Origin of the sequence: Occallatibacter sp., assembly GCF_049582745.1 — a bacterium.
Taxonomy (GTDB): domain Bacteria; phylum Acidobacteriota; class Terriglobia; order Terriglobales; family Acidobacteriaceae; genus Telmatobacter.
In genome coordinates this window covers 1-14,599 of record NZ_JBAUUO010000164.1, presented here as the reverse complement: position 1 = coordinate 14,599, position 14,599 = coordinate 1, and the positions used below count along the sequence as shown (strand labels likewise).

General features: G+C 56.2%; 12 protein-coding genes. 6 read left to right on the top strand and 6 right to left on the bottom strand.

What is annotated here, in order from left to right; translation table 11 throughout:
- Nucleotides 1-427: 427 nt before the first annotated feature.
- Both WCA10_RS23125 and WCA10_RS23120 read left to right on the top strand, forming a co-directional pair.
- Entirely contained in the window at nucleotides 428-1,321 is an 894-nt protein-coding gene (locus tag WCA10_RS23125; RefSeq protein ID WP_472824899.1) for a tyrosine-type recombinase/integrase, read from the top strand.
- Nucleotides 1,318-2,502, top strand: a complete 1,185-nt coding sequence (locus tag WCA10_RS23120; RefSeq protein WP_472824898.1) for an IS91 family transposase — start codon at nucleotides 1,318-1,320, stop codon at nucleotides 2,500-2,502. The genes WCA10_RS23125 and WCA10_RS23120 overlap by 4 nt, the downstream gene beginning before the upstream one ends.
- Before the next feature lie 423 nt (nucleotides 2,503-2,925).
- Here the strand turns inward: WCA10_RS23120 and aceB are convergent, their stop codons facing one another.
- The gene (aceB, locus tag WCA10_RS23115) at nucleotides 2,926-4,515 is read right to left on the bottom strand and encodes a malate synthase A (RefSeq protein ID WP_472824897.1); all 1,590 of its coding nucleotides are present in this window, start codon (nucleotides 4,513-4,515) and stop codon (nucleotides 2,926-2,928) included.
- A gap of 45 nt (nucleotides 4,516-4,560) precedes the next feature.
- Nucleotides 4,561-5,889, bottom strand: coding sequence for an isocitrate lyase (aceA, locus tag WCA10_RS23110; protein ID WP_472824896.1), 1,329 nt, complete (start codon nucleotides 5,887-5,889; stop codon nucleotides 4,561-4,563).
- A gap of 274 nt (nucleotides 5,890-6,163) precedes the next feature.
- Here aceA and WCA10_RS23105 point away from each other — a divergent pair, with 274 nt between their 5' ends.
- Nucleotides 6,164-7,798, top strand: coding sequence for a tetratricopeptide repeat protein (locus WCA10_RS23105; RefSeq protein WP_472824895.1), 1,635 nt, complete (start codon nucleotides 6,164-6,166; stop codon nucleotides 7,796-7,798).
- Between the two features lie 469 nt (nucleotides 7,799-8,267).
- Here the strand turns inward: WCA10_RS23105 and WCA10_RS23100 are convergent, their stop codons facing one another.
- Complete coding sequence (locus WCA10_RS23100; RefSeq protein ID WP_472824894.1) at nucleotides 8,268-9,140, bottom strand: SDR family NAD(P)-dependent oxidoreductase; 873 nt, start codon at nucleotides 9,138-9,140, stop codon at nucleotides 8,268-8,270.
- Between the two features lie 321 nt (nucleotides 9,141-9,461).
- Here WCA10_RS23100 and WCA10_RS23095 point away from each other — a divergent pair, with 321 nt between their 5' ends.
- The gene (locus WCA10_RS23095; RefSeq protein ID WP_472824893.1) at nucleotides 9,462-10,658 is read left to right on the top strand and encodes an acetyl-CoA C-acyltransferase family protein; all 1,197 of its coding nucleotides are present in this window, start codon (nucleotides 9,462-9,464) and stop codon (nucleotides 10,656-10,658) included.
- A 26-nt stretch (nucleotides 10,659-10,684) separates the two neighbouring features.
- Nucleotides 10,685-11,467: a beta-ketoacyl-ACP reductase gene (locus tag WCA10_RS23090; RefSeq protein WP_472824892.1), complete on the top strand. Its 783-nt coding sequence runs from the start codon at nucleotides 10,685-10,687 to the stop codon at nucleotides 11,465-11,467.
- An 18-nt stretch (nucleotides 11,468-11,485) separates the two neighbouring features.
- Here WCA10_RS23090 and WCA10_RS23085 read toward each other — a convergent pair whose 3' ends face one another.
- The 3 genes from WCA10_RS23085 to WCA10_RS23075 form a co-directional block, all read right to left on the bottom strand.
- Nucleotides 11,486-12,553: an alpha/beta fold hydrolase gene (locus WCA10_RS23085; protein ID WP_472824891.1), complete on the bottom strand. Its 1,068-nt coding sequence runs from the start codon at nucleotides 12,551-12,553 to the stop codon at nucleotides 11,486-11,488.
- An 8-nt stretch (nucleotides 12,554-12,561) separates the two neighbouring features.
- Nucleotides 12,562-12,987: a hypothetical protein gene (locus WCA10_RS23080; protein ID WP_472824890.1), complete on the bottom strand. Its 426-nt coding sequence runs from the start codon at nucleotides 12,985-12,987 to the stop codon at nucleotides 12,562-12,564.
- A gap of 127 nt (nucleotides 12,988-13,114) precedes the next feature.
- Nucleotides 13,115-13,690 carry a hypothetical protein gene (locus WCA10_RS23075; RefSeq protein WP_472824889.1) on the bottom strand — a complete coding sequence of 192 codons (576 nt, stop codon included), beginning with the start codon at nucleotides 13,688-13,690 and terminating at the stop codon, nucleotides 13,115-13,117.
- 107 nt (nucleotides 13,691-13,797) lie between these two features.
- Between WCA10_RS23075 and WCA10_RS23070 the strand changes: the two genes are divergently transcribed.
- Nucleotides 13,798-14,349 (top strand): polyhydroxyalkanoate synthesis regulator DNA-binding domain-containing protein, encoded by a 552-nt coding sequence (locus tag WCA10_RS23070; RefSeq protein WP_472824888.1) that lies wholly within the window; start codon nucleotides 13,798-13,800, stop codon nucleotides 14,347-14,349.
- Nucleotides 14,350-14,599: the final 250 nt, after the last annotated feature.

The following is a 14,599-nucleotide window of genomic DNA, read 5'->3' as shown; positions in this document are numbered from 1 at the left end:
TCAATCGTCGCTCAAACCTGCCCAGGCTGCTGCTCGCTCTGTCCTCGGGGAAAAGCAAAAACAACGACAACGACAAAAGCAACCCCATCGACTCCGCAGGGTTGACAGGGTCACTCCATATCAGGCCAAATCACTCATCCAGAATCGAATACTAGCGATTCTCGAAATAGATCCCCTGAAACGGGCTAGGCTTTAAGTTTCTGGACAATAAGCGCGAGGACTCGATTCTGAGAAATGGGCAGGTAGGTTGATCCGGCATGAGCAACCCATGCCGGATCAGTAGCCGCAGCATCGTCCCGGAATCGCAGGTCGAGGTTTCCTGGAGCCTACGGCGTTTGAACTAAGTCGCTGGCGCGACGGACGCTGCGGCGTGGGCTTTCCCCGGACATTGTTGGCTGTGTAAGCCTCGGGTCACAGGAGGTTTACCGTGACCCATCTTCGGCAGTTGATGCTGGATGAACTCCAGCGTCGCAACTACTCCCCAAGTACTACCCGCTGCTATATCCACGCGGTAGAGGATTTTTCGAAGTACTTCCACCGCTCGCCAGAGCGCCTTGGTCCCAGCCATATTCGCGAGTACCAGGTGCATCTGTTTCGCGATCGGAAGTTGTCGCCTGGTACTATCCAGAGTCGATGTGCGGCTCTGCGGTTTCTCTTCGTCAAGACCCTGCGGCGCCCCTATCTGCTCGATGAGATTCCTTTTCCCAAGCGCCCTCGGAAACTGCCGACCGTACTCAGCCCGGAAGAGGTGGCGCGACTGATTGATTCGGCTCGGAACCTGATGCATCGCACCATGCTGATGACGCTGTATGCAACCGGGCTGCGAAGAGCCGAGTTGTGTCACCTGAAGGTCACCGACATCGACAGCGAACGCATGGTCATTCATGTCCACCAAGGCAAGGGCAGTCGTGACCGCGATGTTCTGTTGACCCCGAAGCTGCTGGAGACGCTGCGAGAGTACTGGCGATGGATGAAGCCCAAGACCTACCTGTTCCCTGGCATGGTGAACAACTGGCGGGCGGATGTGCCCATCACCGAAAAGATTGTCTGGGCGGCTGTGGATGAAGCAGCCAAGCAGGCCGGTATCAAGAAGCACATATCTCCCCACACGCTCAGGCACAGTTTCGCCACGCATATGCTCGAAGCCGGCGCCGACCTGCGCACCATCCAGGTGCTTCTCGGACACTCCAAGCTCGAACATTCGACCGTCTATCTGCACCTGTCGCGACGCCACCTGCAGGCCATTCCCAGTCCGCTTGAAGCGATCGAAGTGTCACGGCCCGACGAAGCAAAACGCTCCAGAAGACGCATGAAGCGATGAGCCGGCCCACCCTCGAGGTGGCCGACATCGTCCGTAGAACGGGCAACAGTTTCTGGGAACAGCAGCAGTCGCATCTTGCATGGCCCCATCGCAAGGTGCTCGATGCCATCGTTCGTTGCCGCACCGCGGCACTGGGCGGTCATCTGGATCAGTGCGTCCGCTGCGGCCATCAGGCCATCTCGTTCAACTCGTGCCGCAATCGGCACTGCCCCAAGTGTCAGGGGAACGCCCGCGCAAAATGGCTGACGGCGCGTTCTACTGAACTGTTGCCCGTTCCGTACTTTCATGTCGTCTTCACACTGCCGCATGAACTTTCCGGTCTGGTCCTCCAGAACAAGCGGCTGCTCTACGATCTGCTCTACCGCACCAGCGCCGCTACGATGCTCGAACTGGCTCGCGATCCGAAGCACCTCGGAGCTGATATCGGATTTCTCGGTGTTCTTCATACCTGGGGCCAGAACCTTGAGCACCATGCCCATGTCCACTACATCGTTCCCGCCGGCGGCCTGGCTCTCGACGGCTCAAGATGGATCGATTCCTCGCGCCGCTTCTTCCTGCCTGTTCACGCTCTGAGCCGAGTCTTCCGTGGCAAGTTCGTCGCTGGACTCAACCAACTCTTCGCGCAGAGTGAGCTTCAGTTTCATGGCTCACAGCAGTATCTGACTGCTTCTGGTTGCTTTCCCAACTTCCTCAGGCAGTTATTCCGGCAGGACTGGGTCGTCTACGCCAAGCCACCATTCGGCGGCGCCGAACATGTTCTCAACTACCTGGCCCGCTATACCCATCGCGTAGCCATCTCCAACCATCGTCTCGTGGCCCTTGAGAACGGCAGCGTCTCATTTCGCTGGCGAGACTATGCGCACGGCGGCAAGAAGAAGGTCATGACTGTTTCCGCCCATGAGTTCCTGCGCCGCTTCCTACTTCACGTTCTGCCTCGCGGACTGGTTCGCATCCGCCACTTCGGACTCTTCGCCAACCGCCGGCGAAGTGCTGCGCTCGAACGCTGCCGCGTTCTGCTCGGCGCAAAAGCATGCGTCGATCCAACCGAGCCGCCCAGCTTGCGCTGTCCAGCATGCTCCGGCATCATGCTCGTTGTCGAACGGCTCACCCGCGGCCAGCTTTACTTCCATCCAAACCTGATCCTGCACCAGCCAGGGAGGTGCAGTGTTGACAGCTCATGAGAGACTCCGCTACCAGACTCGTTATCCACTCTCCATGCTGTCGTGCCCGCCCACGCAAAAGCCGGCGTGCGTTCTGGCTCGCAAAACGAACCTCGCCAAGCTCCTGCAATCGCCGATCTGGACTGACACTTCCGCCGAAATCAGAATTCGCCCCGCACGATTCGTCCCAGCTCGCCGATCCAATGCCCACACAAGCCATCAGGTGCCCATTGAAATCCCATAGGTAGATCACCGCGTCCGTCGCGCCAGCGACTTACTTCAAACGCCCCTATCGAAACTGTCCCGGCAGAAGATCCTGCGGCAGGACATCTACGTCGCACCGGGACAGTCCCGATAGGAACCTAGCGTTTAGCAGGACCTATCGGCACGGGTGACGCAGGAGACTGAACTCAGGCTTAGGGACAATAGCTCTCCTGGGATTTGTCACGCAAAATCCGGATAGGCTGCAGTCGTCAAGAATTCTTGGAATTCGCCGGTGGATAGTGAAGTGAGCAATTCGGCCGCACGTTCGAATTTGGACAAGGCAAACCGTTCTGGTCCGAGCTTCTGCTTGGCTTGGTTCAGGACGTTCCAGATAGCCCATGCGAGCATCTGTCGATCGACTCGTTTGCCGTTGTTCAGGCGAGAGTTGTATCGGATCCACTGCCAGATTTGCGCCCGAGAAATTTCGGCCGTGGCAGCATCCTCCATCAGGTTATAAATTGGGACGCATCCGTTGCCGCGAAGCCACGATTCGATGTATTGCGTTGCGACGTCGACGTTGCGGACGAAACCTTCCTCAGTGATGCGACCGAGCGGGATCTCAACCAGATCATTCTCGTTAATTCTGCACGTTGACTTGGCTGGACGGCGAATCTGATTCGATTCCTTCATGTGCTCATCGAAGACGGCCTTCGCAACCGGTACCAATCCCGGGTGCGCCACCCACGTCCCGTCATGGCCGGCGCGCACTTCACGCAGTTTGTCCTGGCGAACTCGCTCAATTGCCTGTTCGTTGGCTTCCGGATTGTCGCGAATTGGTATCTGCGCAGCCATGCCTCCCATCGCATGAATGCCGCGGCGGTGGCATGTGTGAATCAGCAGTTCAACATAAGAACGAAGAAAGGGCTGCTCCATAGTGATGCCGCCGCGTTCGGGTAGTGTGAACTTGGGATTGCATCTGAACTTTTTGATGAAGCTGAAAATGTAGTCCCAGCGGCCGCAGTTCAGACCTGCGGAGTGGTCTCGAAGTTCATAGAGAATTTCGTCCATCTCGAAAGCGGCTGAAATGGTCTCAATCAAAACCGTTGCGCGAATTGTGCCCTTTGGGATTCCCACATATTCCTGGGCGTAGACGAAAACATCATTCCATAGCCGTGCTTCGTGGTAGCTTTCCATCTTTGGCAGATAAAAGTAGGGAGCCGTGTCCCGATCGAGTAAGGTTCGGAAATTGTGAAAAAAGTACAAGCCGAAATCGAAAAGTGATGCAGATATGGGATAGCCATCGATCTGGAGGTGCTTCTCGATCATGTGCCACCCGCGAGGCCGAACAAACAGCACAGCAGGCTTTGGTCCCAGCCTGTAGTGCTTTCCTTCAGGGGAGCGGTATTCGATGATCCTGAGGTTGGCGTCACGAAGGTTTCGCTGACCATCGATGCAATTAGTCCAGGTGGGTGCGTTTGAATCCTCAAAGTCGGCCATGAATGCGTTTGCGCCGGAATTGAGCGCGTTGATCACCATCTTTCGTTCTGCCGGGCCGGTAATCTCTAGACGGCGGTCATGAAGATCAGGCGGGATTGGGGCGACGGTCCACTCCGCCTCGCGGATGGCACACGTCTCCGCGGGGAACCTGGGCATCTTGCCTGCGTCGAATTGGGCCTGACGCTCATTCCGGGAACGCAGCAGATCTCCTCTTCGACGCTCGAACATACGATCGAGACAACGAAGAAACTCCAATGCCTCAGGAGTGAGGATTTCGTTTTCTGCCGTGTTGCCGGCGCGGGAACTCTGGAATACAGGTAACGTGGCGCTCATTCTTTGACCTCTCGTTCAGGGCTTGCGGTGTTTTTGATTTGGGCTTCAGTCGCCCGAAACCGGAATGACGAAACCTGGCTCGGACAGGGTATGACACGGAACGGGCTCGAAAAACTGCTCATCCTCGGTTGAACCGGGAAGCGCTCGAATCGAAGTCTGGCCTGCCGCGATGGTGGTGGCCACATCGTCGAAGTAGCCGGTGCCGACAAATCTCTGGTGCTTCACTGCTCCATACCCGGCACGCGTTGCGAGATCGAATTCGCGCTGCTGCAGGTGGGAATAAGCAGTCATCCCAGATTTTGCGTATTCATGCGCGAGTTCGAAGGCGGAGAGATTCAGCGAGTGGAATCCAGCCAAAGTCACGAACTGGAAGCGGTATCCCATGCCAGCGAGTTCTTGCTGGAACTGAGAGATTTCCCGGTCGTTGAGCTTGGATTTCCAGTGGAATGAAGGCGAGCAATTGTAGGCCAGGAGCTTTCCGGGATAGTTCGCGTGAATGGCGGTGGCGAATTGGCGCGCCTGTTTGAGGTTGGGCTCGGATGTTTCGCACCAGATCATATCGGCATACGGCGCGTAGGCGAGGCCTCGGGCAATCGCTGCATCCAAACCGCCGCGAAAGCCGAAGAACCCCTCTGATGTTCGCTGGCCGGTAAGAAAGCCAGCGTCTCTTCCATCGCAATCGCTGGTGATGAGCTGTGCCGCGTCGCCGTCGGTTCTGGCAATCAACACGGTCGGCACGCCGAGCACGTCTGCTGCGAGGCGAGCTGCGACCAGCTTCTGTATTGCCTCCTGAGTTGGCACCAGCACCTTGCCTCCCATGTGCCCGCATTTCTTGGCGGATGAGAGCTGATCTTCAAAGTGGACCGCTGCCGCGCCGGCTTCGATCATGGCCTTCATCAATTCGAATGCGTTAAGAACACCACCAAAGCCTGCCTCGGCATCCGCGACGATCGGCAACATCCAGTCGATGGAGGCCTGTCCCTCGGAATGCGCAATCTGGTCCGCACGCATGAGAGCGTTGTTGATCGAACGGACCACACTCGGCACGCTATTCGCCGGATAAAGACTTTGGTCCGGATACATCTGGCAGCTGAGGTTGGCGTCTGCGGCAACCTGCCAACCGCTCAGATAAATTGCATTCAGACCGGCCTTGGCCATTTCAACGGCCTGGTTTCCTGTCAGGGCGCCAAGGGCGGCGATGTATTTCTCCTGGTGAAGCATGTTCCAGAACTTCTCTGCTCCGGCTCGAGCAAGCGAATGCTCTACGCGAACAGTTCCGCGAAGACGCCTGACGTCTGCGGGGTCGTACGTACGAATCGTCCCGTCCCAGCGAGGTGCATGCCAATTCATTTCGTGAGAAGCGCTGCTGTTCATGATCATCTCCTTAGTGCTGAGTGTTTGAGTCGGTTCCGCAATGTGATGTGAGTACATCGCAGTGTGACGCAAGACACAAGAGGGGGCAGTCCGAATCGGACGAGTGGACAACCTGCCCGGATAGAGTCATAATCTGGCCGTTCTCGGGAGAAATCTCGCGCTGTAGCTGTTCGCCGACCGGTGCGGCAACAGGTTTGTGAAAGCGCTTGCAGCCTGAGCATCGTGTGCCCCACCGACGATCGGGCGGGACCGCCGCGAAAGAAGTTGGCGTGCTATGACGATCGGGCCGCAGTTCGTGGAGGAGCTTAGCCAGGCTCTTAGCCTCAGGCGTGTGTCGGATGGAATCGCAATGCTCGACAGAGCGGAGGGTGCCTGGGCAGAACTTGACCCAACCCAGCCGAACGCGACGAAGCTACTTCTCCTGATTGCTCAATGGATCGATGTTGGTTACCGCGATCATCGTCTCCTAGAATGTCTGCTGATACGATTTCCCGCCGAATGTCGTCGCAGTTTACCCGTCGAGGACTATCTACGCCTGCGCATGGTCGAAGGCTTCCGGGCACTCTCTGCCGAAGAGGTGGATACCGCGATTGAGATCCTCGACTTTGTGTTGCGAGCTGAGCCTGGAATGGCGGATGACCATCTGTTTACGGTAGCTCACTTCTGGAAAGGCCGGGCGCACAGAAAGAAGGGTGAGTACGAGCTGGCATTTAAAGAAATTGTGTGTGCACGCGAGCAGGCACAGAAGTCTCATGAAGATGCAGTGTTCACTTCGGTGATTCAAATCCACGAGAGTTGGCTTCTATTTCAGAAGGGCCTGAGAAAGGAGGCCTTACATTTGCTGAGCCATGCAGAGGTCACTCTCAGGAACACGGATCATTATCTCGCGCGGGGTAATATCGAGTCGGCAAGGGGCAGAATTGTCCGCCACTCGGGAGAATACGCAAAGGCACTTGAGCATTTCGAGCGGGCCATCGACTTGTATTCAGCTGGAAATCCCGATCATCGGAACCTCGCGCGAGCATTGGTGAACTCCGCTGATGTGAAGAGATTGCTGGCATTGCAGCTTCGCAAAAGAATAGATTCACGGGCACTCAAGCCGGATCAGGGGCGCGCTGAGCGCCAATTTTCGGTTGCGCCCGTTGCGACGCCCGGCACGCTTCGGTCGCGTTACCAACAACTTTGTGACGAAGCCATCTCCCAGTTGCGGCAAGCACGGGAGATTTATGCCCTGCAGGGTCACTGTGGAGGAATTGGGGCGGTTACCGTCAATTCCGGGTATCTCCATCTCGACGGAGGAGACATCGACCTCGCTGCTCGAGAGGCGCTCGATGCCTATCGAATCGGGCATGAGAAAAATGACCAGATTCTCATGGCGCGTGCGCGCATTTTGCAGGCCGCAACGGAAAACGCCAAAATCGAAGAGCAACTTGGTGAAGAGGTGGATATTGCTCTCCACGCTAACCACGCTAAGCAGTTTAGCGATGAAGCATTGACTCTGGCGAAACACACGCAGAATACACAGCTGCTCGCAGCCGCCTATATCGCTCGCGGTATGACGGAGGCGAACGACTTCTTTCAGGACTGGGAACTCGCCAGGCAATCCGCGGGCGAAGCGACGAATCTAATCGGGGAAGGTGAAAACGATCATCTCCAGGATGATTTGGCGGCCCTGAAGACGCGAATCATGCGTGCATCCGGCATCAACGATGCGCTCCGTGGATGGTCCGAAGGGATGTTCGGCGATAAAACTTTCCAGCAAGTCACAGAAGAGTTCGCTGAGATTGTGATCCCGAAGGTGTGGCAACGAGAGGGCAGGAAGATATCGCGCGTCGCCGAGTGCCTCTCTATTTCACCGAAAAAAGTGCGCCGCATTCTTCGCCGGGCTGGACTTCTCAACAGACCATGACAGAAAAAAGCGAAATGAGCGAAGGCGGAATGCAATAGAAGCCTCTCCGCCTCGGTGATGAAGTCGAGGGTTCCTCGCGGTGAAGTATTCGAATCAGCACCTTCGCGCAATCGTGGAAATCGCCGTGGAAAACTGGCGAAAAGCTGTGACGGCAGTCACTGCGCCTGTGACTTTGGTCATGCTGTTATAAGCCCCTCGGGTGCCCTCTTTACCGAGAAACAGTTTCTCTCCCACCATAGGAGGTGCGTATGCCCTATGCTGTTGTCCCCGATTTCGTAGCTCCCCCACAGACACAAGGTAAACCTGTTTTGAGTTCACATGATTCTGGCCCTGAATTCAGTCTCGTGCATTGGCTGGAGGTTCGAAGACTCGTGGAACTCGCAGAACAAGATGATCGTGAATTGAAGGGCTACGTTTTCGATGAGTCTGCACTTTTCGTTTCGAACACCTGAACCTGGAGTGGGTTCCGCTAGAAGTGGAACCCTCCCCCGCAGATAAGAACCTCCCCGGTCACGTAGTCCGATAACGGGCTGCAGAAAAACAGAACAGCGCCAGCGGCTTCTTCGGGTGTCCCTAGCCGACCCAGCGGGCATGCGCTTTTAACCGAATCCAGGAGGCTGGGTTGAACTCCAAGCCTGATCTGGTGACCGTGCATTTCCATCTTGGCGCCCTCGTCTGTCAGGGGCTGCACAAGGCGCGTCCCGATCAGGCCGAATCCAACTGCGTTTACGTTGACGTTGTAGCGTCCCCACTCCTTTGCGAGCGTTTTCGTCAGGCCGATAATCCCTGCCTTGCCGGCCGAGTAACCAACCTGCCCCGGATTCCCGTCGGTGCCGGCAATGGAAGTAATATTTACCACTTTGCGCATCACTCGCTGAGACGCGGCGATCTCTTTCTTTGCAGATTCCCGGATAAACGCCGAAGCAGCGCGCAGGATCCGAAACGGCGTCAGGAGATGAATGTCGAGCATCGCCTGGAACTGCTCGTCCGTCGTCTTCTGAATTACGTTATCCCAGCTATAGCCGGCGTTGTTGACAATGATGTCGATCGAGTCAAATTCGGCGAGCGTTGCGTGCACGATCAGTTCTGGAATCGTCGGATCGGTGAGGTCTCCAGTAATGTGGCTCACCCGTTTCGGGTTCGCCAGCTCCGCTTCCGACTCCAGAAGCATCTTCTCATCAAGGTCGTTGATCATTACCCGGGCACCCGCATCAACGAGTCGCTTCGCAATGGCCCTTCCAATACCCCGTCCCGCTCCAGTCACGAGCGCGGTTCTACCTTGCAGGGAGAACGGGACCCCCGGCACGATTTCCGCTTCAGTTTCAGTCCTTCCGAAATCCATTTCTTTGCTCCTCAAATCTGCACAACCGCTGCACTGCAGCATATTAAATGCTGCAGTGCACAAAAGGGAAGATGCGACCAGCCAAAATTTCGTTGCTTTAGTAACCAGAACAGGCACACCGCCGGGCGTCCGAGGGCCTGCGTAAGCCGGCCGCGGGCAGATACGTCGACACGCCCGATTTTCCGGCTTGCTTCAGCCTTCAGAAACCGATGTGAGAAGGTCCGCAGTCACAGAATTCGTCGACGAAGGCCGACTTTGTGAGGCGGAGGATTCAAGGTTGGACAACCATCATCGCGGTTCATGAATGGAAGGTTTTGTGCCATGAAAAATCAAAATCATCGAGACATTGTAATTCTTAGCGCGGTCCGGACCGCGTTGGGCAAGTTTGGGGGAGCGCTAAAAGACATTCCTCCTACGGAACTGGCCGGAGATGTCGTGCAGGAAAGCGTCAAGCGCTCCGGACTTTCTAACTCTGAGATAGGCAATCTTGTTTTTGGACATGTAATTCACACCGACGCAAAGGACATGTATCTCTCGCGCGTGGCGGCGTTGCGCGGAGGACTGTCCGTCGAGACTCCCGCACTTACCCTCAACCGCATGTGCGGCAGCGGCCTCCAAGCGATCGTCACGGCTGCCGGCATGATCGCCCGCGGAGACTGCGATACCGCTGTGGGTGGTGGTGTTGAGTCTATGAGTCGCGCTCCTTATTGGTTGAGTTCCATGCGTTGGGGAGCCCGAATGAACGATGCGCCTGCAGTGGATGTCCTCGTCGCCGCATTGACTGACCCCTTCGACGAAGTCCATATGGGAATTACCGCCGAGAACGTGGCCCGCAAATGGGGGATTACTCGCGAAGACCAGGACGCCTTGGCGGTCGAAAGCCACCGCCGGGCCAACTGCGCCATTCTCACCGGACGCTTCAAGGGCCAGATAGTCCCAATCGAGTTGAAGAGCCGCAAGGGCAGCACCTGGTTCGATACCGACGAATCACCTCGGTCGGACGCGACGATGGAGAACCTCGCGAAGCTGAAACCGGTCTTCGACAAAGACGGCACCATCACCGCCGGAAATGCGTCCAGCATCAACGACGGCGCCGCCGCCGTTGTGCTGATGGAAGAGAATGTGGCTCACGAGCGTGGGCTCAAGCCAATCGCAAAGTTGATCGACTATGCCGTCACCGGCGTAGATCCAGCAATGATGGGCATAGGGCCTGTATCCGCTGTCAGAAGACTCTACGAGCGCACCGGCTTCACCAACGACGATATGGATGTTATCGAAGCCAACGAGGCATTCGCAGCGCAGGTGCTGGCTGTTCGCAAGGAGCTGGACCTGCCGCCGGAAAAAACGAATCCCAACGGCAGCGGCATCTCTCTCGGACATCCCATCGGCGCTACGGGTGCGATTGTCACAGTGAAAGCACTGCATGAACTACACCGAATCGGCGGGAAATATGCGCTTGTAACGATGTGTATCGGCGGCGGCCAAGGTATCGCAGCCATCTTTCAGTCCATGAATTAAGCAGGTAGTAAAGGAAGGAGTATCCCATGGCGACAGCAATTTTATCCGAAGTCATGGTCCCGGCTTCGAAGTCTCTAGCCGGTAAGGTCGCACTTATAACGGGAGCGTCGCGGGGAATCGGACGCGCCATCGCTCTGGAACTCGCAAATCGAGGAGCAACGGTAGCAGTCAATTGTCGGACGAGCGTCATCCGAGCAGGAGAAGTCAGAGATGAGATCGTGCATTTCGGGGGAGCAAGTGAAGTCTTCCTTAGCGACGTCTCAGACCGGTTCGGAGCCAGAAATTTGATCCAGGAAGTATTTGGCGTTTACGAGAGGATTGACGTTCTTGTGAACAACGCTGGTATCACACGCGACAGAAGTATTCGCAAAATGACGGATGGCGACTGGCTCGATGTCATTGATACCAACCTCAACAGTGCCTTTTATTGCACTAGCGCCGCTTTGCCATTCATGATCGAAAGGAGCTTCGGCCGCATTGTCAACGTGGCTTCTTTCGTCGGCCAGGCGGGAAACTTCGGTCAAGCAAACTATGCCGCCAGCAAGGGAGGGCTCATCGCATTCACGAAGGTGCTCGCGCTGGAACTGGCGAAATACAACATCACCGCAAACGTGATTGCCCCAGGATTCACGGCAACCGACATGACAGACCACATCCCTCCCGATGTTATGGAACAGATCAAGCAGCGGATCCCGATGCATCGCCTTGCAACGCCGGAGGAGATAGCCAAGGCCGCCGCATTCCTTATTTGCGACGGCGATTACATCACCGGACAGCAGATCAACGTTAACGGCGGCATCTATATGTAGCGTTCCAGATTCTCTGGATCAGCGGGAGCGGACTGCAAGCCACGAATCGATGTGAGGCCAGGTCCGCTTGTGGGCTCCGCTCCCAGCCATGATGCCGATGTGACCGCCGGGAACGCGGAATATCTCTGTGTCTGTACTTCCAACTTTCGGAAGGATTGCCTCCGACTGACAAGGGGGCGTGATGTGGTCGCCCTCCGCAATCACGTTAAGAAGGTTTGCCCGAAGCCGCTTCAAATCGACAGCCTCGCCGCGGATCTTGAGTTCACCTTTCATCAGCCGATTCTTGCGGTAGAGGTCCACGATCAGCTGTCGATAGGCGCCGCCCGCCATGGGAAAAATATCGGTGACCCACGTATTCATCGAATGCCATGCTTCCACGACGCGAGGGTCTTCCAGGCTGTCCCACAACTTGCAGTAGTTTGTGATGTAGTTTTCGATGGGCTTCAAAGCTTTGGCGCCGTAGTCGATCATCTCGCCCGGCATATTGCCAAAAGTTGCGAGAACCTTATCGACATCGAAGTATTTCTTGTCGGTCCAGCGCGCAAAGGTCAGCCCATGGCGGTTTGAGAAGTCCAGCGGCGCGGTAAGCAGCACCAGGTTGCGCAATCCATCATCCGATCGCAATGCCGCGTAGATCGTGGTCAGGATCGCACCGATGCACCAGCCCAGCATGCTGAACTCTTTTGCGCCCGACACTGCCTTCATCTTCCTAATCGCTCGCGGCATGTAGTCGAGTGTGTAGTCGTCGAACTTCAGGTTTTTGTCTTCCGGCCCGGGAACTCCCCAGTCCAGCAAATAAACGTCATAGCCTTTGGCAACCATGTATTCCACGAAGCTGTGGCCCGGGCGCAGGTCCATGATCGTGGGACGATTCATCAACGCGAAAATGAGGATCAACGGTATCGGATATCGCTTCTCAGCTGGAACGACAGGAATGTACCGGTACAGCTTTGCCTTATTGAGAGTCCAGATCAGTTCTTTGGGTGTCTGCCCGATCGCCGCCTTGGTGGTCATCAGCCTGTTGAAGGTTTTGAGCTTCTGATCCAGGGCAGTCCATTCGTTGGACAATTCCGCAGCTACTGCCATATCGACCTCTATTGTTTTCTGTTTGTCGGCTTACGCGACTTTCCGCCCTCCGCATGGCGCTGCTTTCCGTCGTCGGATACGTCCGCAGTCGGCTTCTGCGCAGCGGATGATAGCTCGACGATCCGGTCCAGCTTCGCATCCAGGTCATCAAGTCGCACCTCAAGATGAGTAAAGCGCTCTGCGAGCGCGACCACCTGCTGGCGCGAAGGCAGCGAGAACTGCTCCAATGCCATAATCATGGCTTTATCCAGCGCCTCGCGAAACGGCGCAGACAAAGTCAGATAGTTGTTCATTAAGGCACCGGTCGCCTGTGCATACTCCTCGGTGTTCACCGCATCGATCATGACCTTCGACATGCCTTCGAGATAAGTGTCCCTCATCTTGCGGAAGGCCTCGAATGGATCGGCGGCTGTTCCGTTCTTTTCAGCAGCCATGTTCACACCCCGGCTTTCTTGCACACAAAGCATATACCTGAATCGAGGCGAAGGCTTTCGCCGGCTTGCTTATGTCAGCGGCTAGACGGCGGCGTTTCGCCCCGATTCGAGCCTCCTGCCTCGTGGATCAGTGCAGGGTCGGTTCCGCCACCAGGTCGAGCAACTCCTTCTGCGCTTCGAGCACGATGTCCATCCCGCGCTCCATCGATTCGGCCGCCGCTCCTGCCGGTGTACCCGCATAGCCCAACTGCTGCTTCGCGGTCTCAAAGGCCGCTTTCGCCTGCTTGGCCGTGTAATCCAGAGCCGTCTTCTGGGCTGCGACGGAGTGCTCGATTGCTTCCTTGGCCCTCTTCTTTCCTTCCTCCATCGTGTCCGTCGCCTTTACTTTCCGCTCCTTCACCACCTTGGCGAAGGTGTGGGTCTGCTCCACCATAAGGTCGATCGCGCCTTTCTGGGTCTCCGCAAACCGCTCAAACGCCGTAGTGGCCAGATCCAGCATCAACACACCCGGCATCGGCAGTGTGAACTTCTTCCACGCGCCGACCACTTCCGCATTGTGCTTTACGGCAATCTCCAGCCCCTTCTTTTGCACCTCGGCCAGCCGCTCAATGCCGCTGGTGTAAAGCTCAGTCATCGTGTCGATTGCATCAACCCTGACAGCTTCCGCAGCCGTGACTGGTCCTTTCGCTTCCTTCGTTTCCATATCGCACTCCATCCTGCGCCTCTGCGCTGCGTTTCATGCTGCACTGCAGCATACATCTATGCTGCGCCGCTTCGACGCGGCTGTCAAGGGATTAGAATTGGAAAATTATGGCGCAGAAGACCGTTGTGATTAAGAAGTATGAGAACCGGCGCCTTTATGACACCACGAACAGCCGCTACGTGAATCTCGAAGAAGTGGCGCAGCTCCTTCAGCAGGGGAACGATGTCCAGGTCATCGACGCTTCCTCAGGCGAAGACATCACGCGACTGATCCTGACCCAGATCATTGTCGAGGATGCCAAGACGCCAGAATCCAGCTTTCCCCTCGACCTGCTACGCCAAATGGTAGTTGCGTCCGGGCGAGCAAGCCAGGAGAGCGCGCTTCAGTATATGAAGGCGATGCTCGAGGTTTATCAAAACGCCTATCGCGCGATGCCTAATCCTCTGAACCCCTTTGACTTTATGCAGAATATCCGAATGAGCACTGAAGAAAAACCAGACAATAGAAAACGCTCCTCCAATGTCGGGCAACCTCTGGGACCCCGGCAGGCGAATGTGAAACTGTCTGAACCGGAAAATGTGGAGGAGTTAAAGAACCGCCTAGCTGAACTAGAAAAGCTCGTTTCTAAGCTCGCCAGTTCGAAGAGAAAGCGAAAGTGAGTGACCTCTGAAGGACCTAGGCTCTAGACGGTCGACTTTATCGAATTCTCGATCCACTCCTACTTGCTCTCGACGATTAGGGCGAGAAACGATCAGATTAGTAATGGAAAGTCGGCAAGTCTTTACAAATCTAATCCACCTGGCCGAATAACGTCAGGACTCTATCGGAGCTGCTCCGCGATCAGGCGTGAGGGGTGGCAGGAGACAGCGCGGAGCAGGTCGGATAGAGCGGTTTGAAGGAAGTCGCTGG

Bases quoted from the DNA above. Each gene is read 5' to 3' on its own strand.
- WCA10_RS23120 (WP_472824898.1), top strand. From the start codon at position 1,318: ATGAGCCGGCCCACCCTCGAGGTGGCCGACATCGTCCGTAGAACGGGC.
- aceB (WP_472824897.1), bottom strand. From the start codon at position 4,515: ATGAGCGCCACGTTACCTGTATTCCAGAGTTCCCGCGCCGGCAACACG.
- aceA (WP_472824896.1), bottom strand. From the start codon at position 5,889: ATGAACAGCAGCGCTTCTCACGAAATGAATTGGCATGCACCTCGCTGG.
- WCA10_RS23105 (WP_472824895.1), top strand. From the start codon at position 6,164: ATGACGATCGGGCCGCAGTTCGTGGAGGAGCTTAGCCAGGCTCTTAGC.
- WCA10_RS23100 (WP_472824894.1), bottom strand. From the start codon at position 9,140: ATGGATTTCGGAAGGACTGAAACTGAAGCGGAAATCGTGCCGGGGGTC.
- WCA10_RS23095 (WP_472824893.1), top strand. From the start codon at position 9,462: ATGAAAAATCAAAATCATCGAGACATTGTAATTCTTAGCGCGGTCCGG.
- WCA10_RS23090 (WP_472824892.1), top strand. From the start codon at position 10,685: ATGGCGACAGCAATTTTATCCGAAGTCATGGTCCCGGCTTCGAAGTCT.
- WCA10_RS23085 (WP_472824891.1), bottom strand. From the start codon at position 12,553: ATGGCAGTAGCTGCGGAATTGTCCAACGAATGGACTGCCCTGGATCAG.
- WCA10_RS23080 (WP_472824890.1), bottom strand. From the start codon at position 12,987: ATGGCTGCTGAAAAGAACGGAACAGCCGCCGATCCATTCGAGGCCTTC.
- WCA10_RS23075 (WP_472824889.1), bottom strand. From the start codon at position 13,690: ATGGAAACGAAGGAAGCGAAAGGACCAGTCACGGCTGCGGAAGCTGTC.
- WCA10_RS23070 (WP_472824888.1), top strand. From the start codon at position 13,798: ATGGCGCAGAAGACCGTTGTGATTAAGAAGTATGAGAACCGGCGCCTT.